This is a genomic window from Enterobacter cloacae complex sp. BZL2005 (genome assembly GCF_049238885.1).
In the GTDB taxonomy this organism is placed as follows: domain Bacteria; phylum Pseudomonadota; class Gammaproteobacteria; order Enterobacterales; family Enterobacteriaceae; genus Enterobacter; species Enterobacter roggenkampii.
This window is the reverse complement of the sequence record NZ_JBMKGI010000001.1, coordinates 431,834-455,940: the sequence shown is the minus strand read 5'-3', so window position 1 is coordinate 455,940 and position 24,107 is coordinate 431,834. Positions and strand designations below refer to the sequence as shown.

Sequence of the window (24,107 nt, the reverse complement as noted above, 5' to 3'; positions counted from 1 at the left end):
CCGGCGCTGTTGTCCGTTTTAGCAAACAGGCAGGATATGCCTGATACCTGGAGAGCCTTTCTTGAGCCAGGAATACACTGAAGACAAAGAAGTCACACTATCGAAGCTAAGCAGCGGACGTCGTCTCCTCGAGGCTTTGCTGATTGTTATTGCCCTTTTTGCCGTCTGGCTGATGGCAGCCTTACTCAGTTTCAACCCCTCTGATCCCAGCTGGTCACAAACTGCATGGCATGAGCCTATCCATAATTTAGGCGGTGTCCCCGGTGCCTGGCTTGCGGACACGCTGTTTTTCATTTTCGGTGTGATGGCCTACACCCTTCCCGTCATTATCATTGGCGGATGCTGGTTTGCGTGGCGTCATCGTCAGAACGATGATTACATCGACTATTTCGCTGTCTCGCTGCGCCTGATTGGCGCGCTGGCGCTGATTCTCACTTCCTGCGGGCTGGCAGCGATCAATGCGGATGATATCTGGTACTTCGCCTCTGGCGGGGTAATCGGCAGCTTATTAAGTTCCGCGCTTCAGCCGATGCTGCACAGCAGCGGCGGCACGCTGGCGCTGCTGTGCATCTGGGCCGCCGGGCTGACGCTGTTTACCGGCTGGTCCTGGGTGAGCATTGCCGAGAAAATTGGCAGCTTTATCCTCACCATTCTGACCTTCGCCAGTAACCGTACCCGTCGTGACGATACGTGGGTGGATGAAGACGAATACGAAGATGAAGAGGAAGACGACGCGCCTGTGCAGCGTCGCGAGTCTCGTCGTGCCCGAATTCTGCGCGGTGCGCTGGCGCGTCGCCAGCGTGTTGCTGAGAAATTTGCCAACCCGCTGGGCCGTAAAACCGATGCGGCGCTCTTCTCCGGTAAACGCATGGATGAAGACGAGCAGGTTGAGTATCGTGCAGCAGGGACCGCCGTCGATCCTGATGATGTGCTTTTTTCCGGTAGCCATGCCACGCCGGGTGACTTCGACGAATACGATCCACTGTTGAACGGCCACTCGGTTACCGAGCCGGTTGCGGCTGCCGCCGCCGCGACGACCGCTGCGCAGGCGTATGCCGCGCCTGTCGACGCCGTGATGCCATCCGCGCCGGTCCCGCCGCCGGAATCCGTTATTCAGCAGCCTCAGGTTGACTGGCAGACTGCGCCGGGTGTTCATACGCCGGAGCCCGTTATTGCGCCTGAACCTGAAAGCTACATCCCCGTGCAGCAGGAACAGTGGCAGCAGCCTTATCAGCCGCCGCAGCCTGAGTATGCACCGCAGCAATATCAGCAGCCAGTGTCCCAGCCTTATCAGGAGTACGTGCCTGAGCCCGTTGAACCTGTGCAGCCTTACGTTGCACCGCAGCCTGAACCTGAACCTGAGCCTGAAATCGTGGAAGAGGTGAAGCCTGCGCGTCCACCGCTGTACTATTTCGAAGAAGTCGAAGAGCGCCGTGCGCGTGAACGCGAACAGCTGGCCGCCTGGTATCAGCCTGTGCCTGAACCGGTGCAGGAGCCGGTTACGAAGGCGCCTTCTGTTCCGCCGGTCGACCCGACGCCTGCTGTAGCACCCGTAGCGGAAGGCGTTAAGCAGGCTACTGCGGCCGCAGCAGCGGCGGCACCGGTCTTTAGCCTGGCAACAGGGGGCGCACCGCGTCCTCAGGTGAAAGAGGGGATTGGTCCGCAACTGCCTCGTCCTAACCGCGTCCGCGTGCCAACCCGCCGTGAGCTTGCTTCTTATGGCATCAAGCTGCCTTCCCAGCGCATGGCTGAAGAAAAAGCGCGCGAGTCTGAGTACGACGATGAGGCTGATGAAATGCAGCAGGACGAGCTGGCCCGCCAGTTCGCTGCGCAGCAAAATCAGCGCTACGGTCAAGACTATCAGCACGACGAACCTGCGCTGGAAGACGAAGATGATGCGGCAGAAGCTGAATTAGCGCGCCAGTTTGCGGCAACGCAGCAGCAGCGTTACTCCGGTGAACAGCCGGCAGGGGCAAATCCGTTCTCGCTGTCGGACTTTGAATTCTCGCCGATGAAAGATCTGGTGGATGATGGCCCAAGCGAGCCTTTATTTACCCCGAGCGTGATGCCGGAAGCTGAGCCTGTGCGCCAGCAGACACCATCGACCTACGCACAGCAACCTGTTCAACAGCCGTATGTGCAACCACAGCAGCCGCAGCAACAGCAGTTCCAGCAGCCTGCGCCACAGCCGCAGGAGAGCCTGATTCACCCGCTGCTGATGCGTAACGGTGACAGCCGTCCGCTGCAGCGTCCAAGCACGCCGCTGCCGTCGCTGGATCTGCTGACGCCGCCGCCAGCTGAAGTCGAGCCGGTTGATACGTTTGCGCTGGAGCAGATGGCCCGTCTGGTTGAAGCCCGTCTGGCTGACTTCCGTATCAAGGCGGACGTGGTGAACTACTCGCCGGGTCCTGTGATCACCCGTTTTGAACTGAACCTGGCGCCGGGCGTAAAAGCCGCGCGTATTTCCAACCTGTCCCGCGACCTGGCGCGTTCGCTGTCAACCGTTGCGGTGCGCGTGGTGGAAGTGATACCGGGCAAACCGTACGTTGGTCTTGAGCTGCCGAACAAGAAACGTCAGACCGTCTACCTGCGTGAAGTGCTGGATAACACCAAGTTCCGTGATAACCCATCTCCACTGACCGTGGTGCTGGGTAAAGATATCGCTGGCGATCCGGTGGTGGCAGACCTCGCAAAAATGCCTCACCTGCTGGTCGCGGGTACCACCGGTTCCGGTAAGTCCGTCGGTGTGAACGCCATGATCCTCAGCATGCTCTATAAAGCGCAGCCGGAAGATGTGCGTTTCATCATGATCGACCCGAAAATGCTCGAACTGTCGGTCTATGAAGGTATTCCACATCTGCTGACTGAAGTGGTCACCGACATGAAAGACGCCGCCAACGCCCTGCGCTGGAGCGTGAATGAGATGGAACGCCGCTACAAGCTGATGTCTGCGCTGGGCGTGCGTAACCTGGCCGGCTATAACGAGAAAATCGCCGAAGCGGCGCGCATGGGCCGTCCGATTCCGGATCCGTACTGGAAGCCGGGTGACAGCATGGATGCCCAGCATCCGGTGCTGGAAAAACTGCCTTATATCGTGGTGCTGGTCGACGAATTCGCTGACCTGATGATGACCGTCGGTAAGAAAGTGGAAGAGCTGATTGCCCGTCTGGCGCAGAAAGCGCGTGCGGCCGGTATTCACCTTGTGCTGGCGACCCAGCGTCCTTCCGTGGACGTTATCACCGGTCTGATTAAAGCGAACATTCCGACGCGTATCGCCTTCACCGTATCAAGTAAAATTGACTCCCGTACCATTCTTGACCAGGGCGGTGCAGAGTCGCTGCTGGGTATGGGTGACATGCTCTATTCCGGGCCGAACTCCACCTCTCCGGTGCGTGTTCACGGCGCGTTCGTGCGCGACCAGGAAGTGCACGCGGTCGTGCAGGACTGGAAAGCGCGCGGTCGTCCGCAATACGTCGATGGTATTACCAGCGACACGGAAAGCGAAGGCGGCGGCGGTGGCTTTGACGGCGGTGAAGAGCTGGATCCGTTATTCGATCAGGCGGTGAATTTCGTTACCGAAAAACGTAAAGCGTCTATCTCTGGCGTACAGCGTCAGTTCCGCATCGGCTATAACCGCGCTGCGCGCATCATCGAGCAGATGGAAGCGCAGGGCATTGTGAGCGAGCAGGGGCATAACGGTAACCGCGAGGTGCTGGCTCCGCCACCGTTTGATTAACCTTCCGCGATTGCAAAGAAGGGTAAATCAGCCAAAATTAAGCATTTTCTTCTGTCGCCTGCCTCCGGGCAGGTCCAGAATAGAAGTCGGAAACCCCATATCGGGAAGACGTATTTTAAGGAATAACAATGAAAAAAATCGCCATCGCCTGTGCATTACTCACCAGTTTTGTCGCCAGCAGCGTCTGGGCTGATGCAGCCAGCGACCTTAAAAGCCGACTGGATAAAGTAAGCAGCTTCCACGCCAGCTTTACGCAGAAAGTGACGGACGGCAGCGGCAACGCGGTGCAGGAAGGTCAGGGGGACTTGTGGGTAAAACGGCCAAATCTGTTTAACTGGCACATGACCCAGCCGGATGAAAGCATCCTGGTGTCTGACGGTAAAACTTTATGGTTCTACAACCCGTTTGTTGAGCAGGCTACTGCGACCTGGCTGAAAGATGCCACCAGCAATACGCCATTTATGCTGATTGCCCGTAACCAGGCCAGCGACTGGCAGCAGTACAATATTAAACAGACGGGTGACGAGTTTGTCCTGACGCCGAAAGGCAGCAACGGCAACCTGAAGCAGTTCACCATTAATGTCAGCACCAACGGTACCATTAATCAGTTCGGCGCGGTTGAGCAGGACGATCAGCGCAGCAGCTATCAGCTCAAATCTCAGCAGAACGGCGCCGTTGATGCATCGAAGTTCACCTTTACCCCGCCGAAGGGCGTAACGGTGGACGACCAACGCAATAAGTAAGAGGCGTGAGTGGGCAATCTGTCGCTCGATTTTTCAGATAACGCGTTTCAACCTCTGGCCGCCCGTATGCGGCCAGAAAATTTAGCGCAGTACATCGGTCAGCAGCACCTGCTGGCTGCCGGTAAGCCCTTGCCGCGCGCCATTGAGGCGGGGCATTTGCACTCCATGATCCTCTGGGGGCCCCCAGGCACCGGCAAGACTACGCTTGCAGAAGTGATTGCCCGTTATGCCAACGCGGACGTTGAGCGTATCTCAGCGGTGACGTCCGGCGTGAAGGAGATCCGTGAGGCTATCGAGCGTGCGCGTCAGAACCGCAACGCCGGACGCCGCACCATTCTTTTTGTCGACGAAGTCCATCGCTTCAACAAGAGCCAGCAGGATGCCTTCCTGCCGCATATTGAAGACGGCACGATCTTCTTCATTGGGGCGACCACCGAAAACCCGTCGTTTGAGCTGAACTCGGCGCTGCTTTCCCGTGCGCGCGTTTATCTGCTCAAATCGCTGACGACCGAGGATATCGAAAAGGTTCTCACTCAGGCGATGGACGACAAATCGCGCGGCTACGGCGGACAGGATATCGTTCTGCCTGACGAGACGCGTCGTGCGATTGCCGAGCTGGTTAACGGCGATGCGCGTCGGGCGCTGAACACGCTGGAAATGATGGCCGACATGGCCGAGGTCGATGATGCCGGCAAGCGGGTGCTAAAACCGGAACTGCTCACCGAAATTGCCGGGGAACGCAGCGCGCGTTTCGATAATAAAGGTGACCGTTTTTACGATTTGATTTCGGCGCTGCATAAGTCCGTGCGCGGCAGCGCGCCGGATGCGGCGCTGTACTGGTATGCGCGCATTATTACTGCGGGTGGCGATCCGCTATACGTCGCGCGCCGCTGTCTGGCGATTGCCTCAGAAGATGTCGGCAACGCCGACCCGCGTGCCATGCAGGTCGCGCTGTCGGCCTGGGATTGTTTCACCCGGGTTGGACCTGCGGAGGGCGAGCGTGCCATTGCGCAGGCGATTGTCTATCTGGCCTGTGCGCCGAAAAGCAATGCCGTCTATACCGCGTTTAAGGCCGCGATGTCTGACGCACGCGAACGCCCGGACTACGATGTACCGGTTCATCTGCGTAATGCGCCGACCAAACTGATGAAAGAGATGGGGTATGGGCAGGAATACCGCTACGCTCATGATGAACCCAATGCCTACGCTGCCGGGGAGGAATATTTCCCGCAGGAGATGGCACAAACGCGCTATTATCACCCCACAAACAGAGGTCTTGAAGGCAAGATTGGTGAAAAGCTCACCTGGCTCGCCGGACAGGATCAAAATAGCCCTATAAAACGCTACCGTTAGTTCAATCGTTGCGGTAATGTTGGCAATTGTATCCTTGTGGCCGCAGGCTGTGGTCACATTTCCTATTTTAATTCGATAAGCACAGGATAAGCATGCTCGATCCCAATCTGCTGCGTAATGAGCCAGACGCAGTCGCTGAAAAACTGGCACGCCGGGGCTTTAAGCTGGATGTAGATAAGCTGCGCGCTCTTGAAGAGCGTCGTAAAGTACTGCAGGTACAAACTGAAAATCTGCAGGCAGAGCGTAACTCTCGATCGAAATCCATCGGCCAGGCGAAAGCGCGCGGGGAAGATATTGAGCCATTACGCCTGGAAGTGAACAAGCTGGGTGAAGAACTGGATCAAGCGAAAGCTGAACTGGATGTTCTTCAGGCCGAAATTCGTGATATTGCCCTGGCTATCCCGAATATTCCTGACGACAGCGTGCCTGTCGGCAAAGATGAAAACGACAACGTTGAAGTGAAACGCTGGGGTACGCCTCGTGAGTTTGACTTTGAAGTGCGCGATCACGTGACGCTGGGCGAAATGCACGCGGGCCTGGATTTTGCGGCAGCGGTTAAGCTGACCGGCTCTCGCTTCGTGGTGATGAAAGGCCAGATTGCCCATCTGCACCGCGCGCTGGCGCAGTTCATGCTGGATCTGCACACCGAGCAGCATGGCTACAGCGAAACCTATGTGCCGTATCTGGTCAACCACGATACGCTGTACGGTACGGGCCAGCTGCCGAAATTTGCCGGCGACCTGTTCCATACCCGTCCGCTGGACGAGGAAGCAGACAGCAGCAACTACGCGCTGATCCCAACCGCGGAAGTGCCGCTGACTAACCTCGTGCGTGATGAGATCATCGACGAAGACGACCTGCCAATCAAACTGACGGCGCACTCTCCGTGCTTCCGTTCTGAAGCAGGATCTTACGGTCGCGACACGCGCGGTCTGATCCGTATGCACCAGTTCGACAAAGTTGAGATGGTGCAGATCGTCCGTCCTGAAGAATCCATGGACGCGCTGGAAGAGATGACCGGCCACGCTGAAAAAGTGCTGGAGCTGCTGGGTCTGCCATACCGTCGTATGGCGCTGTGCACCGGTGATATGGGCTTTGGTGCCTGCAAAACCTTCGATCTGGAAGTGTGGGTACCTGCGCAGAACACCTACCGTGAGATCTCCTCCTGCTCTAACGTCTGGGATTTCCAGGCGCGCCGCATGCAGGCACGTTGCCGCAGCAAATCTGATAAGAAAACCCGTCTGGTGCATACCCTGAACGGTTCTGGCCTGGCTGTGGGCCGTACCCTGGTTGCCGTGCTGGAAAACTATCAGCAGGCAGACGGTCGTATCGAGATCCCTGAAGTGCTGCGTCCATACATGAAAGGCCAGCAGTACATCGGCTAATAATTTGTCTTAAAACAAAAAAGCGCCTCAGGGCGCTTTTTTTATGCCTTTGGTTTGATACGACGCAATAACCTCTCCCTCTAAAGTAGTAATACTCCTTCGAATGAAAGCCAGCATAAAAAGCTGATAACGATAATATTCGTTATATATAAAACTACATAGCGGTTTGCGCCGCCTCTCTTTTTTTTGTGAGCAACCAAAGTGAGTCTCTATGAAAATCAACGCGCCTGAAGCATTAATGGCTGCCGAGGTCACTCGCCGTGGGTTGATGAAAACCACGGCAATAGGCGGCCTGGCGGTAGCCAGTAGTGCCTTCACGCTCCCTTTTACCCGACTGGCGTCGGCGGCAGATGCTCTGTCTCCGGCCACTTCGCCGGAAAAAGTGGTGTGGAGTGCCTGTACCGTTAACTGCGGTAGCCGTTGTCCGCTGCGTATGCATGTGGTGGATGGCGAAATTAAATATGTCGAAACCGACAATACCGGGGACGATAACTACGAAGGGTTACATCAGGTGCGTGCGTGTTTGCGTGGTCGCTCCATGCGTCGCCGCGTCTATAATCCGGACCGCCTGAAATATCCGATGAAGCGTGTCGGTAAGCGTGGGGAAGGGAAGTTCGAGCGGATTAGCTGGGATGAGGCCTACGACATCATCGCCACCAATATGCAGCGCCTTATTAAAGAGTACGGCAACGAATCCATCTACCTGAACTACGGTACCGGGACGCTCGGCGGCACGCTGACCCGCTCCTGGCCACCGGGAAAAACGCTGGTGGCGCGCCTGATGAACTGCTGCGGCGGTTATCTCAATCACTATGGTGACTACTCTTCTGCGCAGATCGCGGCTGGCCTGAACTACACCTATGGCGGTTGGGCGGACGGCAACAGTCCGTCCGATATCGAAAACAGCAAGCTGGTCGTGCTGTTTGGTAACAACCCGGGGGAAACCCGCATGAGCGGTGGCGGGGTAACCTACTACCTCGAACAGGCGCGCGCCAAATCCAATGCCCGCATGATCATCATCGATCCGCGCTATACCGACACCGGTGCCGGACGTGAAGACGAGTGGATCCCAATACGTCCGGGTACCGATGCGGCCCTGGTCTCAGCGCTGGCGTGGGTGATGATCACCGAGAACCTCGTCGATCAGCCTTTCCTGGATAAATACTGCGTCGGCTATGACGAGAAAACCCTGCCAGCCAGCGCACCGGCAAACGGACATTACAAAGCTTACATTCTCGGTCAGGGTAGCGATGGCGTGGCAAAAACGCCGGAGTGGGCGTCCACCATCACCGGCATCCCGGCAGAGCGTATCGTTCAGCTGGCGCGTGAGATTGGCTCAGCCAAACCAGCTTACATTAGCCAGGGCTGGGGTCCGCAGCGTCATGCGAACGGTGAAATTGCGACCCGTGCCATTTCCATGCTCTCCATTCTGACCGGCAACGTCGGTATTCACGGCGGTAACACCGGCGCGCGTGAAGGCTCATATGAAGTGCCGTTTGAACGTATGCCAACGCTGGATAACCCGGTTCAGACCAGCATTTCCATGTTTATGTGGACCGATGCGATTGAACGTGGCCCGGAAATGACCGCCCTGCGCGACGGAGTGCGCGGTAAGGACAAGCTGGACGTGCCGATCAAGATGATCTGGAACTATGCCGGTAACTGTCTCATCAACCAGCACTCTGAAATCAACCGCACCCATGAAATCCTGCAGGACGACAAGAAGTGCGAGATGATTGTGGTGATCGACTGCCACATGACCTCCTCGGCAAAATATGCCGATATCCTGCTGCCGGACTGCACCGCCTCTGAGCAGATGGATTTCGCGCTGGACGCCTCCTGCGGCAACATGTCCTACGTGATCTTTACCGACCAGGCGATTAAACCGCGCTTCGAGTGCAAAACCATTTATGAAATGATCTCTGAGCTGGCGAAACGTCTAGGCGTTGAGCAGCAGTTCACCGAGGGGCGTACTCAGGAAGGGTGGATGCGTCATCTGCATGAACTCTCCCGTAAGGCGATTCCTGACCTCCCTGACTTTGATACCTTCCGAAAGCAGGGGATGTACAAACAGCGCGATCCGGAAGGACACCACGTGGCGTACAAAGCGTTCCGTGAAGATCCGCAGGCGAACCCGCTGACCACGCCGTCGGGCAAAATCGAAATCTATTCCGAAGCGCTGGCAAAAATCGCCTCCACCTGGGAGCTGCCGGAAGGGGATGTTATCGATCCGCTGCCGATCTACACGCCGGGCTTTGAAAACTATAACGATCCGCTGACGGCGAAATTCCCGCTGCAGCTGACCGGCTTCCACTATAAAGCGCGTGTTCACTCCACCTACGGTAACGTCGACGTGCTGAAAGCCGCCTGCCGCCAGGAGATGTGGATCAACCCGATGGACGCGAAAGCGCGCGGCATCAGCAATGGCGATCGCGTGCGCATCTTCAACGGTCGCGGCGAGGTGCATATTGAAGCCAAAGTCACCCCACGCATGATGCCCGGCGTGGTGGCGTTAGGGGAAGGGGCCTGGTACAGCCCGGATGCCAACCGCATCGACCAGGCAGGCAGTATTAACGTACTGACCACACAGCGTCCGTCGCCGCTGGCGAAGGGTAACCCATCCCACACTAACCTTGTCCAGGTTGAAAAGGTTTAAGGAGTAACCGATGACAACTCAGTATGGATTTTTTATTGATTCCAGCCGTTGTACCGGGTGCAAAACCTGCGAGCTGGCCTGCAAAGATTACAAAGACCTGACGCCGGACGTGAGCTTCCGTCGCATCTACGAATACGCCGGGGGCGACTGGCAGGAAGATAACGGCGTCTGGCATCAGAACGTCTTTGCGTATTACCTGTCAATTGCCTGTAACCACTGTGAAGATCCCGCCTGTTCAAAAGTCTGCCCGAGCGGGGCGATGCACAAGCGCGAAGACGGTTTTGTGGTGGTGGATGAAGATGTCTGCATTGGCTGTCGCTACTGTCATATGGCCTGTCCGTACGGCGCGCCGCAGTACAACGCCGCTAAAGGCCACATGACCAAATGCGACGGCTGCCACACCCGCGTAGCGGATGGCAAAAAGCCGATTTGCGTCGAGTCCTGTCCGCTGCGCGCGCTGGACTTCGGCCCGATTGAAGAGCTGCGTCAGAAACACGGTCAGCTCGCCGCCGTGGCACCGCTGCCGTCTGCGCACTTCACGAAGCCGAGTATTGTGATTAAACCTAACGCCAACAGCCGTCCTACAGGTGACACCACCGGCTACCTGGCAAATCCGAAGGAGGTGTGAGATGGGAAGTGGATGGCATGAATGGCCGCTGATGATCTTCACGGTCTTTGGTCAGTGCGTAGCGGGCGGCTTCATTGTGCTCGCGCTGGCGTTGTTGAAAGTTCGTCTCAATGCTGAACAGCAGCAGCGCCTGGTGTTGAGTATGTTTGGCCTGTGGGTGCTGATGGGGATCGGCTTTATCGCCTCTACGCTGCACCTGGGTTCGCCGATGCGCGCGTTTAACTCCCTGAACCGCGTGGGTGCCTCATCCCTCAGTAACGAGATCGCCAGTGGCGCAATTTTCTTTGCCGTCGGTGGGCTGGGCTGGCTGCTGGCCGCTATGAAGAAGTTGCCTGCGGGTCTGCGCAGCCTGTGGCTGATTGTGACCATGGTGCTGGGCGTGGTGTTCGTGTGGATGATGATACGTGTCTATAACACCATCGATACCGTCCCCACCTGGTACAGCGTCTGGACGCCAATGAGCTTCTTCCTGACGATGTTTATCGGCGGGCCGCTGCTGGGCTACCTGCTGCTGCGCGTGGCGGGTGTCGACGGATGGGCAATGCGTCTGCTGCCCGCTGTTTCGCTGCTGGCGCTGGTAGTGAGTGCGATAGTCGCCCTGATGCAGGGTTCTGAACTGGCAACCATTCACAGCTCTATTCAGCAGGCCTCTGCCCTGGTGCCGGACTACGGTGCGCTGATGGCCTGGCGTATCGTTCTGCTGGTCGCCGCGCTGGTATTCTGGATTGCCCCTCAGCTCAAAGGATATCAGCCGGCGCTGCCGCTGCTGTCACTGGCTTTTGTGCTGGTACTGGCGGGTGAACTGATTGGTCGCGGCGTGTTCTACGGGTTGCATATGACCGTTGGTATGGCTGTCGCCAGTTAACGGTGTATTGGGTTATATCAAGCCGGGCCAGAGTGCCCGGCTTTTTCTTTTTTCGATCATGAAATTTTTCGTCTGTCGTTTTGTTTTAATTTTGCCCATTAATAAATGAAAACAGAGACATAATTAATATCTATAGCAGGCGTGGCATTAGCAGGATAAGTTTTTTAAATCGACAGGGAACATATTGTGCGAGGCGGCTAAATCAGTGGATTGACTTTGTTTTTGCCAGTGGCATGATGCGCACGAAATCTGAACTTCCTCACGGTTTTTAATCCATGACCACCTATACCCGGCCAGTGCTGCTGTTGCTCTGTGGCCTGCTTTTGTTGACCCTGGCGATCGCAGTGTTAAATACGCTCGTCCCGCTGTGGCTCGCCCATGAAAACTTACCGACCTGGCAGGTGGGTATGGTCAGCTCGTCCTTTTTTACCGGCAACCTTCTTGGAACGCTGGTGACCGGGAGCCTGATTAAGCGCTTTGGCTTTAACCGCAGCTATTATCTGGCCTCGCTGATTTTCGCCGCCGGATGTGCGGGGCTGGGCCTGATGGTCGGCTTCTGGAGCTGGATGGCATGGCGCTTTATCGCCGGTGTAGGCTGCGCGATGATTTGGGTGGTCGTTGAAAGTGCGCTGATGTGCAGCGGTACCTCCCGCAACCGCGGACGCCTGCTGGCTGCCTACATGATGGTTTACTATGTCGGCACTGTGCTGGGACAACTGATGGTGAGCAAGCTGCCAACCGACCTGATGAGCGTTCTGCCGTGGGTAACGGGCATGGTGCTGGCCGCAATCCTGCCGCTGCTCTTTACCCGCATTGTGAACCAGAATAGTGAACACCAGGAAGCAACCCACGTCTGGCCCATGCTGAGACTGCGTCAGGCGCGTCTGGGCGTTAACGGCTGCATTATCTCGGGGATTGTACTGGGCTCGCTCTATGGCCTGATGCCGCTTTATCTGAACCATCAGGGCGTCAGCGACTCCGGAATTGGCTTCTGGATGGCGGTGATGGTGAGTGCGGGTATTGTTGGACAATGGCCAATTGGCCGTCTGGCTGATCGCTTTGGCCGTCTGCTGGTGCTGCGCGTTCAGGTCTTCGTGGTGATCATGGGATGCCTCGCCATGCTCAGCAATGCCGCGATGGCACCCGCGCTGTTTATTCTTGGAGCGGCAGGTTTCACGCTTTATCCGGTCGCGATGGCGTGGGCCTGTGAGAAAGTTGAGCATCACCAGCTCGTGGCAATGAACCAGGCGCTGTTACTGAGCTATACCATCGGCAGCTTATTAGGGCCGACGTTTACCGCGATGCTGATGCAAAATTATTCCGACAATTTACTGTTTATCATGATCGCCAGCGTGTCGTTTATTTATCTCTTAATGCTTCTGCGTAAAGCGGGCGAACATCCAACGCCTGTGGCACACGCCTGATTAAATAAAAGCCTGTCATCGACAGGCTTTTTTGTCCCTGTCACATATAAGACTTTTACGTATTGTTTGTTTTTCCCGCCTGGCGATAATTCAAATGAGTTCTACCACTAAAAGGCAACAATCATGTCTATACGTCGTTTTTCCACTACCGCACTTGCCGTAGTGTTGTCTTTAACGTTTGCAACGGCTCCGGTCATGGCTAATCCTGGCAACGGGAACGGCGGTGGTCACGGAAACGGTGGCGGACAAGGTAATGGCGGCAATCATGGTAACGGGAATTCTGGTAACTCCGGTAACCATGGTAATAAGCAAAATAGCGGACAGGATAACCCTGGAAGATCGGATAAGAACTTCAAAAACAGCAAAGATGTCGGTAATGACGTTGATGCTCGCGTGAGCTTCGATCATGTCCGTCATCTGGCCGTGAATTACGGCTTAACGGGCTATAAGTCTCTGCCCCCGGGGATCGCAAAAAACCTGGCGCGCGGTAAACCACTGCCTCCGGGTATTGCGAAGAAGGCCGTTCCGGCCTCAATGCTGGACCAGCTTCCTTCCTATCCCGGCTACGAATGGCGCGTAGTGGGTGACGACCTGGTCTTAATTGCGTTGAGTACTGCGATTGTGACGTCCGTTATTAACGGCGTCTTTAAATAGAATATAAAAAGGCCCGGTTTTCACCGGGCCTTTTCTTTAATACATCACTTTGTGACCGTACTGTTCAAGAATACCTTTGACGCGTTCCATCGTCTCTTTTTTCGGCGGCTTCACGCCATCGAGCTTGTACTCTTCACCCATGGCCACCCATTTATGTTTACCCAGCTCGTGATAGGGCAGAAGCTCGATTTTCTCGACGTTGCCCATGTCGCGGGTGAATTCCCCCAGGCGGTGCGCGGAGTCGTCGTCATCTGACCAGCCTGGTACCACCACGTAGCGGATCCAGGTTTTGATGCCTTTATCGGCAATGTATTTGGCAAACTCCAGCGTGCGGTGGTTGGAGACGCCCACCAGGTTCTGGTGGATCTCATCATTCATCTGTTTGAGATCGAGCATCACCAGATCGGTCACCTCGAGTAGTTCATCAATCACCGGATCGTAGCGACGTACAAAGCCATTGGTATCCAGGCAGGTATGAATGCCTTCTTTGTGGCAGGCGCGGAACCAGTCGCGGACAAATTCAGCCTGAAGAATGGCTTCACCGCCGGATGCGGTCACACCGCCACCGGAGGCGTTCATAAAGTGGCGATAGGTCACCACCTCTTTCATCAGATCGTCGACGGTGACTTCTTTACCGCCGTGCGTGTCCCAGGTGTCGCGGTTATGGCAGTACAGGCAGCGCATCAGGCAGCCCTGGAAAAAGGTGATAAAGCGGATACCCGGGCCATCGACGGTGCCACAGGATTCAAAGGAGTGAATACGACCAATAGTTGACATTGCGGTGATATCTCCATCATCGGCCCGTCCCGGGCCTGTGTATGCACAGCTCAAAGCCGGCTGTGTTAAGTCTGTTTTGGCTGTTATCCATTCAGTATAGATAGCGGACAAAAGAGACTGAGGTGGAGAGGGTGCTAAAAAGGCCCCACTGACGTGGAGCCTTTATTGTACGCTTGTTAACGCGTGATTTCAGTCAATTCCACTTACATGGACTGAGTGAAAGTACGGGTGATAACGTCCTGCTGCTGTTCTTTAGTCAGGGAGTTAAAACGTACTGCGTAGCCAGATACGCGGATGGTCAGCTGAGGATATTTCTCAGGGTGTTCCATCGCGTCGAGCAGCATTTCACGGTTCATGACGTTCACGTTCAGGTGCTGACCACCTTCGATGGACGCTTCGTGGTGGAAGTAACCATCCATCAGACCCGCGAGGTTAGTTTTACGCACTTCGTCGTCTTTACCCAGCGCGTTTGGCACGATAGAGAAGGTGTAAGAGATACCATCTTTCGCGTAAGCAAACGGCAGTTTAGCAACGGAAGTCAGAGAGGCAACCGCACCTTTCTGGTCACGACCGTGCATTGGGTTCGCACCTGGGCCGAATGGCGCGCCAGCACGACGACCGTCTGGGGTGTTACCGGTTTTCTTACCATACACAACGTTAGAGGTGATGGTCAGAACAGACTGAGTCGGGATAGCGTTACGGTAGGTAGTCAGTTTCTGAATTTTCTTCATGAAACGTTCTACCAGGTCAACCGCCATGTCATCAACGCGAGAGTCGTTGTTACCAAACTGCGGATATTCGCCTTCGATTTCGAAGTCGATAGCCAGACCGTCTTCGTCACGAATTGGTTTAACTTTCGCATATTTGATTGCAGACAGGGAGTCAGCAGCAACGGACAGACCTGCGATACCACACGCCATGGTGCGGATAACGTCACGGTCGTGCAGCGCCATCAGAGAAGCTTCGTAGCTGTACTTGTCGTGCATGTAGTGGATAACGTTCAGCGCAGTGACGTACTGTTTCGCCAGCCAGTCCATGAAGTGATCCATGCGGTCCATCACTTCGTCGAAGTTCAGAACGTCGCCTTTGATCGGTTCAGACTTAGGACCAACCTGCATTTTCAGTTTTTCATCAACGCCGCCGTTGATTGCGTACAGCATGGTTTTCGCCAGGTTTGCACGCGCACCGAAGAACTGCATTTGTTTACCAACAACCATTGGGCTTACGCAGCAAGCAATAGCGTAATCGTCGTTGTTGAAGTCCGGACGCATCAGGTCATCGTTCTCGTACTGCAGAGAAGAGGTGTCGATGGACACTTTAGCGGCGAATTTCTTGAAGTTCAGAGGCAGTTTTTCAGACCACAGAACGGTGATGTTCGGCTCCGGAGAAGGACCCATGGTGTACAGGGTGTTCAGGAAGCGGAAGCTGTTTTTGGTCACCAGAGTACGGCCGTCAACGCCCATACCGCCGATGGATTCAGTTGCCCAGATTGGGTCACCGGAGAACAGCTCATCGTATTCAGGCGTACGCAGGAAGCGAACCATACGCAGTTTCATGACCAGGTGGTCAATCATTTCCTGAGCGTCTTGCTCGGTGATTTTGCCTGCTTTCAGGTCACGTTCGATGTAAGCATCCAGGAAGGTGGATACGCGACCGAAGGACATCGCTGCACCGTTCTGAGACTTAACTGCGGCCAGGTAGCCGAAGTAGGTCCACTGGATAGCTTCCTGAGCGTTGGTAGCAGGACCAGAGATATCGCAGCCGTATTTAGCCGCCATCTCTTTGATCTGACCCAGCGCGCGGTGCTGTTCAGCGATCTCTTCACGCAGACGGATAGTCGCTTCCAGGTTTACGCCGTTTTCCAGATCGGACTGCAGGGAAACAAACTGCGCGTACTTGTCTTTCATCAGGAAGTCGATACCGTACAGCGCAACGCGACGGTAGTCACCGATGATACGGCCACGGCCATACGCATCTGGCAGACCAGTCAGAACGCCAGATTTACGGCAGTTCAGAATGTCTTTGGTGTAAACATCGAATACGCCCTGGTTGTGGGTTTTGCGGTATTCGGTGAAGATTTTTTTCAGCATTGGGTCCAGCTCGCGGTTATACGCTTTGCAGGAACCTTCAACCATTTTAATACCACCGAACGGGATGATTGCGCGTTTCAGTGGTGCTTCAGTCTGCAGACCAACGATTTTCTCAAGGGCTTTGTTGATATAGCCAGCATCGTGAGAAGTGATGGTGGAAGCAACGGAGGTGTCAAAATCAACTGGCGCGTGAGTGCGGTTTTCCAGTTTAACGCCTTCCATTACGCTGTCCCACAGCTTGGTGGTCGCGTCAGTTGCGCCAGCCAGGAAGGATTCGTCACCTTCATACGGGGTATAGTTTTTCTGAATGAAGTCACGTACGTTTACTTCATTCTGCCAGTCACCTTTCGCAAAACCTTCCCAGGCTGTGGCTAACTTTTCATTAAGCTCGGACATGTAACACCTACCTTCTTAAGTGGATTTTTTATTTACTGCCTGAGAAAACCATCAATGATGATCGTCGCCACGCAGGTAAATGACCCAGTATGTCAACCCAACTAACAGACCCCCACCGATAATGTTCCCGATAGTGACAGGGATCAGGTTATCAGTAATGAAATTCATAATAGTCAGGTGAGAGAAACTTTCCGGGGATGAACCAACTGCGGTCCAGAACTCCGGGCTCGCAAAGTCGCGGATAACAATGCCCATTGGGATCATGAACATATTCGCGATACTGTGCTCAAAGCCGCTGGCAACGAACATCGCAACCGGCAGAACCATAATTAAGGCTTTGTCCATCAGGCTACGACCCGAGTAGCTCATCCATACAGCCAGGCAGACCATCAGGTTAGCGAGGATGCCGAGAGCAACGGCTTCGATAAATGTGTGGTGCATTTTGTGGTCGGCGGTTTGCAGGACGTTAAGGCCCCAGCCACCGTTGGCGGTCATGTACTCGCCAGAAAGCCACATCAACAAAACAAAGAGCAGACAGCCAACCAGGTTACCCACGTAAACATTAAGCCAGTTACGTGCCAGCTGACCCCAGGTAATTCTTCCGCTGGCCTTTGCCACGACAATCAGCACCGTTGAGGTGAAGAGGTCGGCGCCGCAAATGACGCAAAGAATCAGACCCAGTGAGAAACAAATGCCGCCAATCAGTTTGGCCATGCCGAAAGGCATTCCGGCAGTACCAGTGGTGGCGGTGATGTAGAAGACGAAAGCGATAGAGATGAACACACCAGCCGTGATCGCCAGATAGAACGTCTTCATCGGGTGTTTCGTTGCTTTATAGACACCTGCTTCTTCGGCAACTTTGGCCATCGCAGCAGGGAGTAAAAGATCAAAAGGGTTGTCAGCTTTCACACTAACTCTCTCTTTATTAAGTCGGCGACGAGATACTAACAAAGCATTATAGAAGAGAAATTGATATAGATCATATCTCGCCTGGCTTATAGGCCCGCAGTGTGTATGGATTTACAGTAAATGCGGAGTAAGTATTTGATTATACGTATAAAAATAAATTTTAAAAGTTATGAAAAGAGTTGAATTTTCTCGTTCGGCCACCTCTTTATCAGTTAATTAATATGGAGTATTAACCATAAAAAGTAACAGTAAAGCCCAGATCAATATTATTATATTTACCCGTGTTTAACTTTATTATTACAATCAACAATCCTTGCCGAAGGAAATAAAAAAAGGGGCAATGAAATTGCCCCGTAATATAGCCCAGACGATTGAATACGCCTACTGCTGGTAATGTTATGTGCGCTTATTTTGACCAGTAAGCGGCTTTTGCTTTCTGCAGCTTTTCGTAGGCCTTCAGCAGCGACTGATGCGCCGGGAAGGCTTTCAGATCGCTATCAACAGCCTGCAGGCCATAGAACGGCGCTTCGCCGCTCAGGGCTGCGCTGGCTGCTTCAACGGCCTCAGCGCCGTACATACGCACGAAAGCATTCAGATATTGCAGCGGTTCGCGATCCTCTTCCTGTGCAAGCAGCAGCAGGGTTTGCAGGCAGCGGTAATAGTTGGTGCGCTCGGCAGAGAAGACCGACTGGTTGAACTCCATGGTCCACTCGGTCCAGGCCAGGGCCTGATCCAGATCGCCGCCCGCCAGGGCCAGCATCGCTTTCAACTCACCGATGCGCAGGGTGTACCAGCCGTTGTCTTTACCGGTCGCCAGGCCCAGGAGTTCGCGTACGCGGGTGAAATCATCATGGCCTTCTTCGTCCAGCTGGGCGATCAGGTTCAGATAATCCTCTTTCTCCCATTCGCTGCCCGGCAGAGCCAGCAGCGTTTCGCGCAGATGCGCGCCCATGCTGTTGTTCGCCAGCCACAGATCTTCCGCCGGATAGATATCAGACATGCCAGGCACGATGATGCGGCACGCGTAAACGCCCAGGTGCTCGTAATCGGCAATGTACACTTCCTGGTCTTCCGCGTTAAAGATCGCCATCAGCGTCGCGAACTCTTCTTCCGTGGTACCGGCGAAGCTCCAGTCCACGAACGGATAGTCCGCGTCCTGCTTGAACATATCCCAGGAAATTAAGCCGCTGGAATCGATGAAGTGGGTTTCGAGGTTGGTATGCTCGGCCACTTCTTCATCGTCAAACGTTGGCGGCGTAAACACGTCGAGATCTTTCAGGCTACGGCCCTGCAGCAGCTCGGTGACGGTACGCTCCAGCGCCACGCCGAAGTCCGGGTGCGCGCCGAAGGAGGCGAAGCAGGTACCGTTGGTCGGGTTAAACAGCACGACGCAGATCACCGGATACTTGCCGCCCAGCGAGCCGTCATACGCGAAGATTGGGAAACCTTCTGCTTCCAGTTTGGCGATGGATTCCACTACGCCCGGGTAGCGCGCCAGGACGTCTGCCGGAATTTCAGGCAGGCTGATGGATTCGGCAATAATGCGGTTTTTGATGTGGCGCTCGAAGACTTCAGACAGACCCTGTACCCGCGCTTCATTGCGGGTGTTACCGGCGGACATGCCGTTAGACACATACAGGTTGCCGACGATGTTCATCGGGATATAGACGGTCTGCTCGTCAGACTGACGGGTAAAGGGCAGGGCGCAAATACCGCGATCGTCGTTGCCGGACTGCAGATCGATCAGCATGCTGGCGGTCAGTTCGTTTTCCGGATCGTAGAAAGCACGCAGACGCGCGTCAAGAATACCTTCCGGCAGTTCGTCGTCTTCCGTCAGTGGGAACCATTTTTCGTTCGGATAGTGAACGAACGGGCCGTTGGCGATGGTTTCGCCCAGCCAGAAGTCAGCGAAGAAATAGTTGGTGGACAGACGCTCAAAATACTCACCCAGCGCGGAGGCCAGTGCCGCTTTTTTCGTCGCGCCTTTACCGTTGGTAAAGCACAGGGCACAGTCTTTATCGCGAATATGCACGGACCAGACATGAGGCACCGGATTGAGCCAGGAGGCTTCTTCGATGTTAAAACCCAGGTCGGTCAGTTTCTGCTGGAAGCGAGCGATGGAATCTTCCAGAGCGGCGTCTTTGCCGGGGATAAACGTTTGAGTCATGGCGTTCACTTTTATCGTACGTAAAGCGCGCAATGATACGGGTTTTGCGTGACGGGTGCTATCTTCGGCGAAAATAAATGCCTGAGCTATGCTTACACTCAGTAACCTACTGTTAAGGCATAGAAAAATGAAAGCGTTTGATCTCCAGCGGATGGCGTTTGATAAAGTCCCTCCAGAGTTTTTAGGCGAAGTCGCGCTTCGCAGCCTGTATACCTTCGTCCTCGTCTTCCTGTTTCTCAAAATCACGGGCCGCCGTGGCGTACGGCAGATGTCGCTCTTTGAAGTGTTGATTATCCTGACGCTGGGTTCCGCGGCGGGGGATGTCGCCTTCTATGATGATGTGCCGATGGTGCCGGTCTTCATCGTTTTTGTCTCCCTGGCGCTGCTTTACCGGCTTGTCATGTGGCTGATGTCGAAAAGTGAAAAGCTGGAAGATCTGCTTGAAGGGAAGCCGGTCGTTATCGTCGAGGACGGTCAGCTGGCCTGGGAAAACGTTCAGAGCGCCAATATGACCGAGTTTGAGTTCTTTATGGAGCTACGCCTCAACAGCGTGGAACAGCTCGGGCAGGTGCGTCTGGCGATCATGGAAACCAACGGGCAGATTAGCGTCTATTACTATTCTGACGATGAGGTGAGGCCGGGACTGTGCATCCTGCCGGATATGCTGATCGAGCGTTTCAGAACCGTACCTGAGCCAGGCGAGTATGCCTGCGTGAGATGTAGCCATGTCGTCGCGATGCAGCCGGGGGATCGTCAATTATGCCCCCGCTGTGCAAATCCGGAATGGACGAAGGTTAGCCGGGCTAAACGCATCACCTGACAGCCATTTTGTCGGTTTTGTCCTGGCGAGGCGGCAGATTGTTTTGTGTGACGTGGGGCACATTTCACGGGTCATAAGTTTTAGACATTGCGGCGCGTGTCACTGAATGATAAAACCGATATCCACAGTTATAACTTATGGCTTTTAGCGTGGTGAGGGGAAATGGCTCAAGTCTTTAATTTCAGTTCAGGTCCGGCAATGTTACCGGCAGACGTGCTTAAACAGGCTCAACAGGAACTTTGTGACTGGAACGGTCTCGGTACGTCGGTGATGGAAATCAGCCACCGGGGTAAAGAGTTTATTCAGGTGGCGGAAGAGGCAGAAAAGGATTTTCGCGATCTGCTGAATATTCCCTCGAACTACAAAGTATTGTTCTGTCACGGCGGCGGGCGCGGCCAGTTTGCAGGCGTACCGCTAAACATCCTGGGCGATAAAACGACGGCAGACTACGTTGACGCAGGCTACTGGGCGGCCAGTGCGGTGAAAGAAGCGCACAAATACTGCACGCCGAATGTGATTGACGCCAAAGTGACCGTTGACGGCCTGCGCGCCGTGAAGTCAATGAGCGAATGGCAGCTTTCTGATAACGCAGCGTATCTGCACTATTGCCCGAACGAAACCATTGACGGGATTGCCATCGACGAGACGCCGAACTTCGGTAAAGACGTCGTGGTTGCCGCTGACTTCTCCTCCACCATTCTTTCTGCACCAATTGACGTCAGCCGTTATGGCGTGATCTACGCGGGCGCGCAGAAAAATATCGGCCCTGCAGGCCTGACGATTGTTATCGTGCGTGAAGACCTGCTGGGTAAAGCGCATACATCGTGCCCGTCCATTCTTGATTACACCGTGCTGAACGACAACGATTCTATGTTCAACACCCCACCGACGTTTGCCTGGTACCTCTCCGGCCTGGTCTTCAAATGGCTGAAGCAAAACGGCGGCGTGGCGCAGATGGACAAAGTGAATCAGCAGAAAGCCGAACTGCTGTATGGCGTGATCGACAAGAGCGATTTCTACCGCAACGACGTGGCGAAAGCTAATCGTTCCCGCATGAACGTGCCGTTCCAGCTGGCGGACAGCAACCTGGATAAAGTGTTCCTGGAAGAGTCCTTCGCGGCCGGCCTGCACGCGCTGAAAGGTCACCGTGTCGTGGGCGGCATGCGTGCCTCCATCTATAACGCGATGCCGCTGGAAGGCGTTAAAGCGCTGACCGATTTCATGATCGACTTCGAACGTCGCCACGGTTAATTGCGCTGTTTTCACCCCCGTAGCCCTGCTGCGGGGTTTTTATTATGTTGAGTTGAGAGTTAAGTTTTCATGGAATCCCTGACGTTACAACCTATCGCGCGGGTAGATGGCACCATTAATCTGCCTGGTTCAAAAAGTGTCTCGAACCGCGCTCTGCTGCTGGCAGCACTGGCAAACGGCACCACCGTCCTTACAAACCTGCTGGACAGCGATGACGTGCGCCATATGCTCAATGCGCTGAAAGCGTTGGGCGTTCATTACACTCTCTCCGACGATCGTACCCGCTGCGAAGTGACCGGCAACGGCGGCGCGCTGCAGACGGGTGAAGAGCTTGAGCTGTTTCTGGGCAACGCGGGTACCGCGATGCGTCCGCTGGCGGCGGCCCTGTGTCTGGGGCGCAACAACATTGTGCTGACCGGCGAGCCGCGCATGAAAGAGCGTCCGATTGGCCATCTGGTGGATTCCCTGCGTCAGGGCGGCGCGCAGATCGAGTATCTGGAGCAGGAAAATTATCCGCCACTGCGTCTGCGCGGGGGCTTTACCGGCGGTCACGTTGAGGTTGACGGCAGCGTCTCCAGCCAGTTCCTGACCGCACTGCTGATGACCGCGCCGCTGGCGCCGCAGGATACGGTTATCACGATTAAAGACGAGCTGGTCTCCAAACCGTATATTGATATCACGCTGCACCTGATGAAAACCTTCGGCGTTGAGGTGGAAAACCAGTCTTATCAGCGTTTTGTCGTGCGTGGGGCGCAGCAGTACCAGTCTCCGGGCAGCTATCTTGTTGAAGGCGACGCCTCGTCGGCATCTTACTTCCTGGCGGCAGGCGCGATCAAAGGCGGTACCGTGAAGGTGACCGGTATTGGTCGCAACAGCGTACAGGGTGACATTCGTTTTGCGGACGTGCTGGAAAAAATGGGCGCGGTTGTGACCTGGGGTGATGACTTCATCTCCTGTACCCACGGCGAGCTGAAGGCCATCGACATGGACATGAACCATATTCCGGATGCGGCGATGACCATTGCCACGGCGGCGCTGTTTGCAAAAGGCACCACCACGCTGCGTAACATCTACAACTGGCGCGTAAAAGAGACTGACCGTCTGTTTGCGATGGCGACCGAACTGCGTAAGGTCGGTGCTGAGGTGGAAGAGGGCGAAGACTACATTCGCGTCACGCCTCCTGCAAAACTGCAGGTTGCCGAGATCGGCACCTACAACGATCACCGTATGGCGATGTGCTTCTCGCTGGTGGCACTGTCCGACACGCCTGTGACCATTCTCGATCCGAAATGTACGGCGAAAACGTTCCCGGACTACTTTGAACAGCTGGCACGCATTAGCACGCTGGCCTGATGACGCTTGCCGCATCACCTGATGCGGCATTTCCTTACGCTTCCTGACGAACACTTCCGTTCATTTCTTCTACACTCTGCTTCAATCAATCCGTAATTTGCACGCAAAGGTAACAGTTGCGCACGTTGACGCGTATAATGCGCGGCGTTCATGTAAACGGTATGCCTTATTTAAGGAGAAAAAGATGACGGCAATTGCCCCGGTAATCACCATTGACGGGCCGAGTGGCGCAGGGAAAGGGACTCTGTGCAAAGCGATGGCGGAAGCATTGCAATGGCATCTTTTAGATTCGGGAGCAATCTATCGAGTGCTGGCTCTGGCTGCGCTGCATCACCATGTGGACGTGGCGTCAGAAGAAGCGCTGGTTCCGCTGGCTGCGCATCTTGATGTGCGTTTCGTGTCGACCAATGGCAACCTGGAAGTCATCCTTGAAGGGGAAGACGTGAGCGGGGAAATCCGTACTCAGGAAGTGGCGAATGCGGCCTCTCAGGTAGCGGCCTTCCCGCGCGTTCGTGAGGCGCTGTTACGCCGTCAGCGCGCGTTCCGTGAGGCCCCGGGTTTGATCGCGGACGGACGCGATATGGGAACCGTGGTATTCCCTGATGCACCTGTGAAAATTTTCCTTGACGCCTCTTCGGAAGAACGCGCTCAACGCCGCATGCTTCAGTTGCAGGAAAAGGGGTTTAGTGTTAACTTTGATCGCCTTTTATCCGAGATAAAAGAGCGCGATGACCGCGATCGTAACCGCGCCGTCGCCCCACTTGTTCCAGCAGAAGATGCATTAGTTCTGGATTCAACCAGTTTAACTATTGAGCAAGTGATTGAAAAAGCGCTACAATATGCGCGCCAAAAACTGGCACTCGCGTAATCGCGACCGATTTAGCAGTACCCCCGCTGCAA

At 55.0% G+C, this 24,107-nt stretch carries 17 protein-coding genes; 13 read left to right on the top strand and 4 right to left on the bottom strand.

From position 1 onward, the window contains the following. Positions 1 to 61: 61 nt before the first annotated feature. The 9 genes from ACOTXI_RS02390 to ACOTXI_RS02350 all read left to right on the top strand — a co-directional run bounded on the left by ACOTXI_RS02390 (position 62) and on the right by ACOTXI_RS02350 (position 13,444). Positions 62 to 3,736 carry a DNA translocase FtsK 4TM domain-containing protein gene (locus ACOTXI_RS02390; protein ID WP_087855562.1) on the top strand — a complete coding sequence of 1,225 codons (3,675 nt, stop codon included), beginning with the start codon at positions 62 to 64 and terminating at the stop codon, positions 3,734 to 3,736. A 128-nt stretch (positions 3,737 to 3,864) separates the two neighbouring features. Further along, on the top strand, positions 3,865 to 4,479 hold the full coding sequence (lolA, locus tag ACOTXI_RS02385; protein WP_021240884.1) for an outer membrane lipoprotein chaperone LolA: 615 nt from the start codon (positions 3,865 to 3,867) through the stop codon (positions 4,477 to 4,479). A gap of 9 nt (positions 4,480 to 4,488) precedes the next feature. Beyond that, positions 4,489 to 5,832 (top strand): replication-associated recombination protein RarA, encoded by a 1,344-nt coding sequence (rarA, locus tag ACOTXI_RS02380; protein ID WP_008499984.1) that lies wholly within the window; start codon positions 4,489 to 4,491, stop codon positions 5,830 to 5,832. A gap of 92 nt (positions 5,833 to 5,924) precedes the next feature. Beyond that, positions 5,925 to 7,217 (top strand): serine--tRNA ligase, encoded by a 1,293-nt coding sequence (gene serS / locus ACOTXI_RS02375; protein WP_008499983.1) that lies wholly within the window; start codon positions 5,925 to 5,927, stop codon positions 7,215 to 7,217. Between the two features lie 211 nt (positions 7,218 to 7,428). After that, a complete protein-coding gene (gene dmsA, locus ACOTXI_RS02370) occupies positions 7,429 to 9,873 on the top strand; it encodes a dimethylsulfoxide reductase subunit A (protein WP_087855561.1) in 2,445 nt (814 codons plus the stop codon). 10 nt (positions 9,874 to 9,883) lie between these two features. Then, positions 9,884 to 10,501: a DMSO/selenate family reductase complex B subunit gene (locus ACOTXI_RS02365; RefSeq protein WP_008499981.1), complete on the top strand. Its 618-nt coding sequence runs from the start codon at positions 9,884 to 9,886 to the stop codon at positions 10,499 to 10,501. A 1-nt stretch (position 10,502) separates the two neighbouring features. Next, positions 10,503 to 11,366: a dimethyl sulfoxide reductase anchor subunit family protein gene (locus tag ACOTXI_RS02360; RefSeq protein WP_008499980.1), complete on the top strand. Its 864-nt coding sequence runs from the start codon at positions 10,503 to 10,505 to the stop codon at positions 11,364 to 11,366. 275 nt (positions 11,367 to 11,641) lie between these two features. Continuing rightward, positions 11,642 to 12,790 carry an MFS transporter gene (locus tag ACOTXI_RS02355; RefSeq protein WP_008499979.1) on the top strand — a complete coding sequence of 383 codons (1,149 nt, stop codon included), beginning with the start codon at positions 11,642 to 11,644 and terminating at the stop codon, positions 12,788 to 12,790. 123 nt (positions 12,791 to 12,913) lie between these two features. Next, entirely contained in the window at positions 12,914 to 13,444 is a 531-nt protein-coding gene (locus ACOTXI_RS02350; protein WP_008499977.1) for an anti-virulence regulator CigR family protein, read from the top strand. A 36-nt stretch (positions 13,445 to 13,480) separates the two neighbouring features. Here ACOTXI_RS02350 and pflA read toward each other — a convergent pair whose 3' ends face one another. From pflA to ycaO, 4 genes are all read right to left on the bottom strand, one after another. Continuing rightward, complete coding sequence (gene pflA, locus ACOTXI_RS02345; protein WP_008499976.1) at positions 13,481 to 14,221, bottom strand: pyruvate formate lyase 1-activating protein; 741 nt, start codon at positions 14,219 to 14,221, stop codon at positions 13,481 to 13,483. A 203-nt stretch (positions 14,222 to 14,424) separates the two neighbouring features. Beyond that, positions 14,425 to 16,707, bottom strand: a complete 2,283-nt coding sequence (gene pflB / locus ACOTXI_RS02340; RefSeq protein WP_023310992.1) for a formate C-acetyltransferase — start codon at positions 16,705 to 16,707, stop codon at positions 14,425 to 14,427. 51 nt (positions 16,708 to 16,758) lie between these two features. Then, positions 16,759 to 17,616, bottom strand: a complete 858-nt coding sequence (gene focA, locus ACOTXI_RS02335; RefSeq protein ID WP_008499974.1) for a formate transporter FocA — start codon at positions 17,614 to 17,616, stop codon at positions 16,759 to 16,761. Between the two features lie 406 nt (positions 17,617 to 18,022). Next, positions 18,023 to 19,783: a 30S ribosomal protein S12 methylthiotransferase accessory factor YcaO gene (ycaO, locus tag ACOTXI_RS02330; RefSeq protein ID WP_045417297.1), complete on the bottom strand. Its 1,761-nt coding sequence runs from the start codon at positions 19,781 to 19,783 to the stop codon at positions 18,023 to 18,025. 127 nt (positions 19,784 to 19,910) lie between these two features. Between ycaO and ACOTXI_RS02325 the strand changes: the two genes are divergently transcribed. The 4 genes from ACOTXI_RS02325 to cmk all read left to right on the top strand — a co-directional run bounded on the left by ACOTXI_RS02325 (position 19,911) and on the right by cmk (position 24,075). Continuing rightward, complete coding sequence (locus ACOTXI_RS02325; RefSeq protein WP_058654664.1) at positions 19,911 to 20,603, top strand: DUF421 domain-containing protein; 693 nt, start codon at positions 19,911 to 19,913, stop codon at positions 20,601 to 20,603. 162 nt (positions 20,604 to 20,765) lie between these two features. After that, positions 20,766 to 21,854, top strand: a complete 1,089-nt coding sequence (gene serC, locus ACOTXI_RS02320) for a 3-phosphoserine/phosphohydroxythreonine transaminase (protein WP_025912936.1) — start codon at positions 20,766 to 20,768, stop codon at positions 21,852 to 21,854. 69 nt (positions 21,855 to 21,923) lie between these two features. Further along, positions 21,924 to 23,207 (top strand): 3-phosphoshikimate 1-carboxyvinyltransferase, encoded by a 1,284-nt coding sequence (gene aroA / locus ACOTXI_RS02315; RefSeq protein WP_058654663.1) that lies wholly within the window; start codon positions 21,924 to 21,926, stop codon positions 23,205 to 23,207. A gap of 184 nt (positions 23,208 to 23,391) precedes the next feature. Next, on the top strand, positions 23,392 to 24,075 hold the full coding sequence (gene cmk, locus ACOTXI_RS02310; RefSeq protein WP_008499967.1) for a (d)CMP kinase: 684 nt from the start codon (positions 23,392 to 23,394) through the stop codon (positions 24,073 to 24,075). Positions 24,076 to 24,107 lie beyond the last annotated feature (32 nt).

Excerpts from the sequence above, each read along its gene's own strand:
- pflA (WP_008499976.1), bottom strand. The coding sequence starts at position 14,221 with ATGTCAACTATTGGTCGTATTCACTCCTTTGAATCCTGTGGCACCGTC.
- cmk (WP_008499967.1), top strand. The coding sequence starts at position 23,392 with ATGACGGCAATTGCCCCGGTAATCACCATTGACGGGCCGAGTGGCGCA.
- dmsA (WP_087855561.1), top strand. The coding sequence starts at position 7,429 with ATGAAAATCAACGCGCCTGAAGCATTAATGGCTGCCGAGGTCACTCGC.
- ACOTXI_RS02350 (WP_008499977.1), top strand. The coding sequence starts at position 12,914 with ATGTCTATACGTCGTTTTTCCACTACCGCACTTGCCGTAGTGTTGTCT.
- ACOTXI_RS02325 (WP_058654664.1), top strand. The coding sequence starts at position 19,911 with ATGAAAGCGTTTGATCTCCAGCGGATGGCGTTTGATAAAGTCCCTCCA.
- pflB (WP_023310992.1), bottom strand. The coding sequence starts at position 16,707 with ATGTCCGAGCTTAATGAAAAGTTAGCCACAGCCTGGGAAGGTTTTGCG.
- serS (WP_008499983.1), top strand. The coding sequence starts at position 5,925 with ATGCTCGATCCCAATCTGCTGCGTAATGAGCCAGACGCAGTCGCTGAA.
- ACOTXI_RS02365 (WP_008499981.1), top strand. The coding sequence starts at position 9,884 with ATGACAACTCAGTATGGATTTTTTATTGATTCCAGCCGTTGTACCGGG.
- lolA (WP_021240884.1), top strand. The coding sequence starts at position 3,865 with ATGAAAAAAATCGCCATCGCCTGTGCATTACTCACCAGTTTTGTCGCC.
- ycaO (WP_045417297.1), bottom strand. The coding sequence starts at position 19,783 with ATGACTCAAACGTTTATCCCCGGCAAAGACGCCGCTCTGGAAGATTCC.
- ACOTXI_RS02355 (WP_008499979.1), top strand. The coding sequence starts at position 11,642 with ATGACCACCTATACCCGGCCAGTGCTGCTGTTGCTCTGTGGCCTGCTT.
- ACOTXI_RS02360 (WP_008499980.1), top strand. The coding sequence starts at position 10,503 with ATGGGAAGTGGATGGCATGAATGGCCGCTGATGATCTTCACGGTCTTT.
- serC (WP_025912936.1), top strand. The coding sequence starts at position 20,766 with ATGGCTCAAGTCTTTAATTTCAGTTCAGGTCCGGCAATGTTACCGGCA.
- aroA (WP_058654663.1), top strand. The coding sequence starts at position 21,924 with ATGGAATCCCTGACGTTACAACCTATCGCGCGGGTAGATGGCACCATT.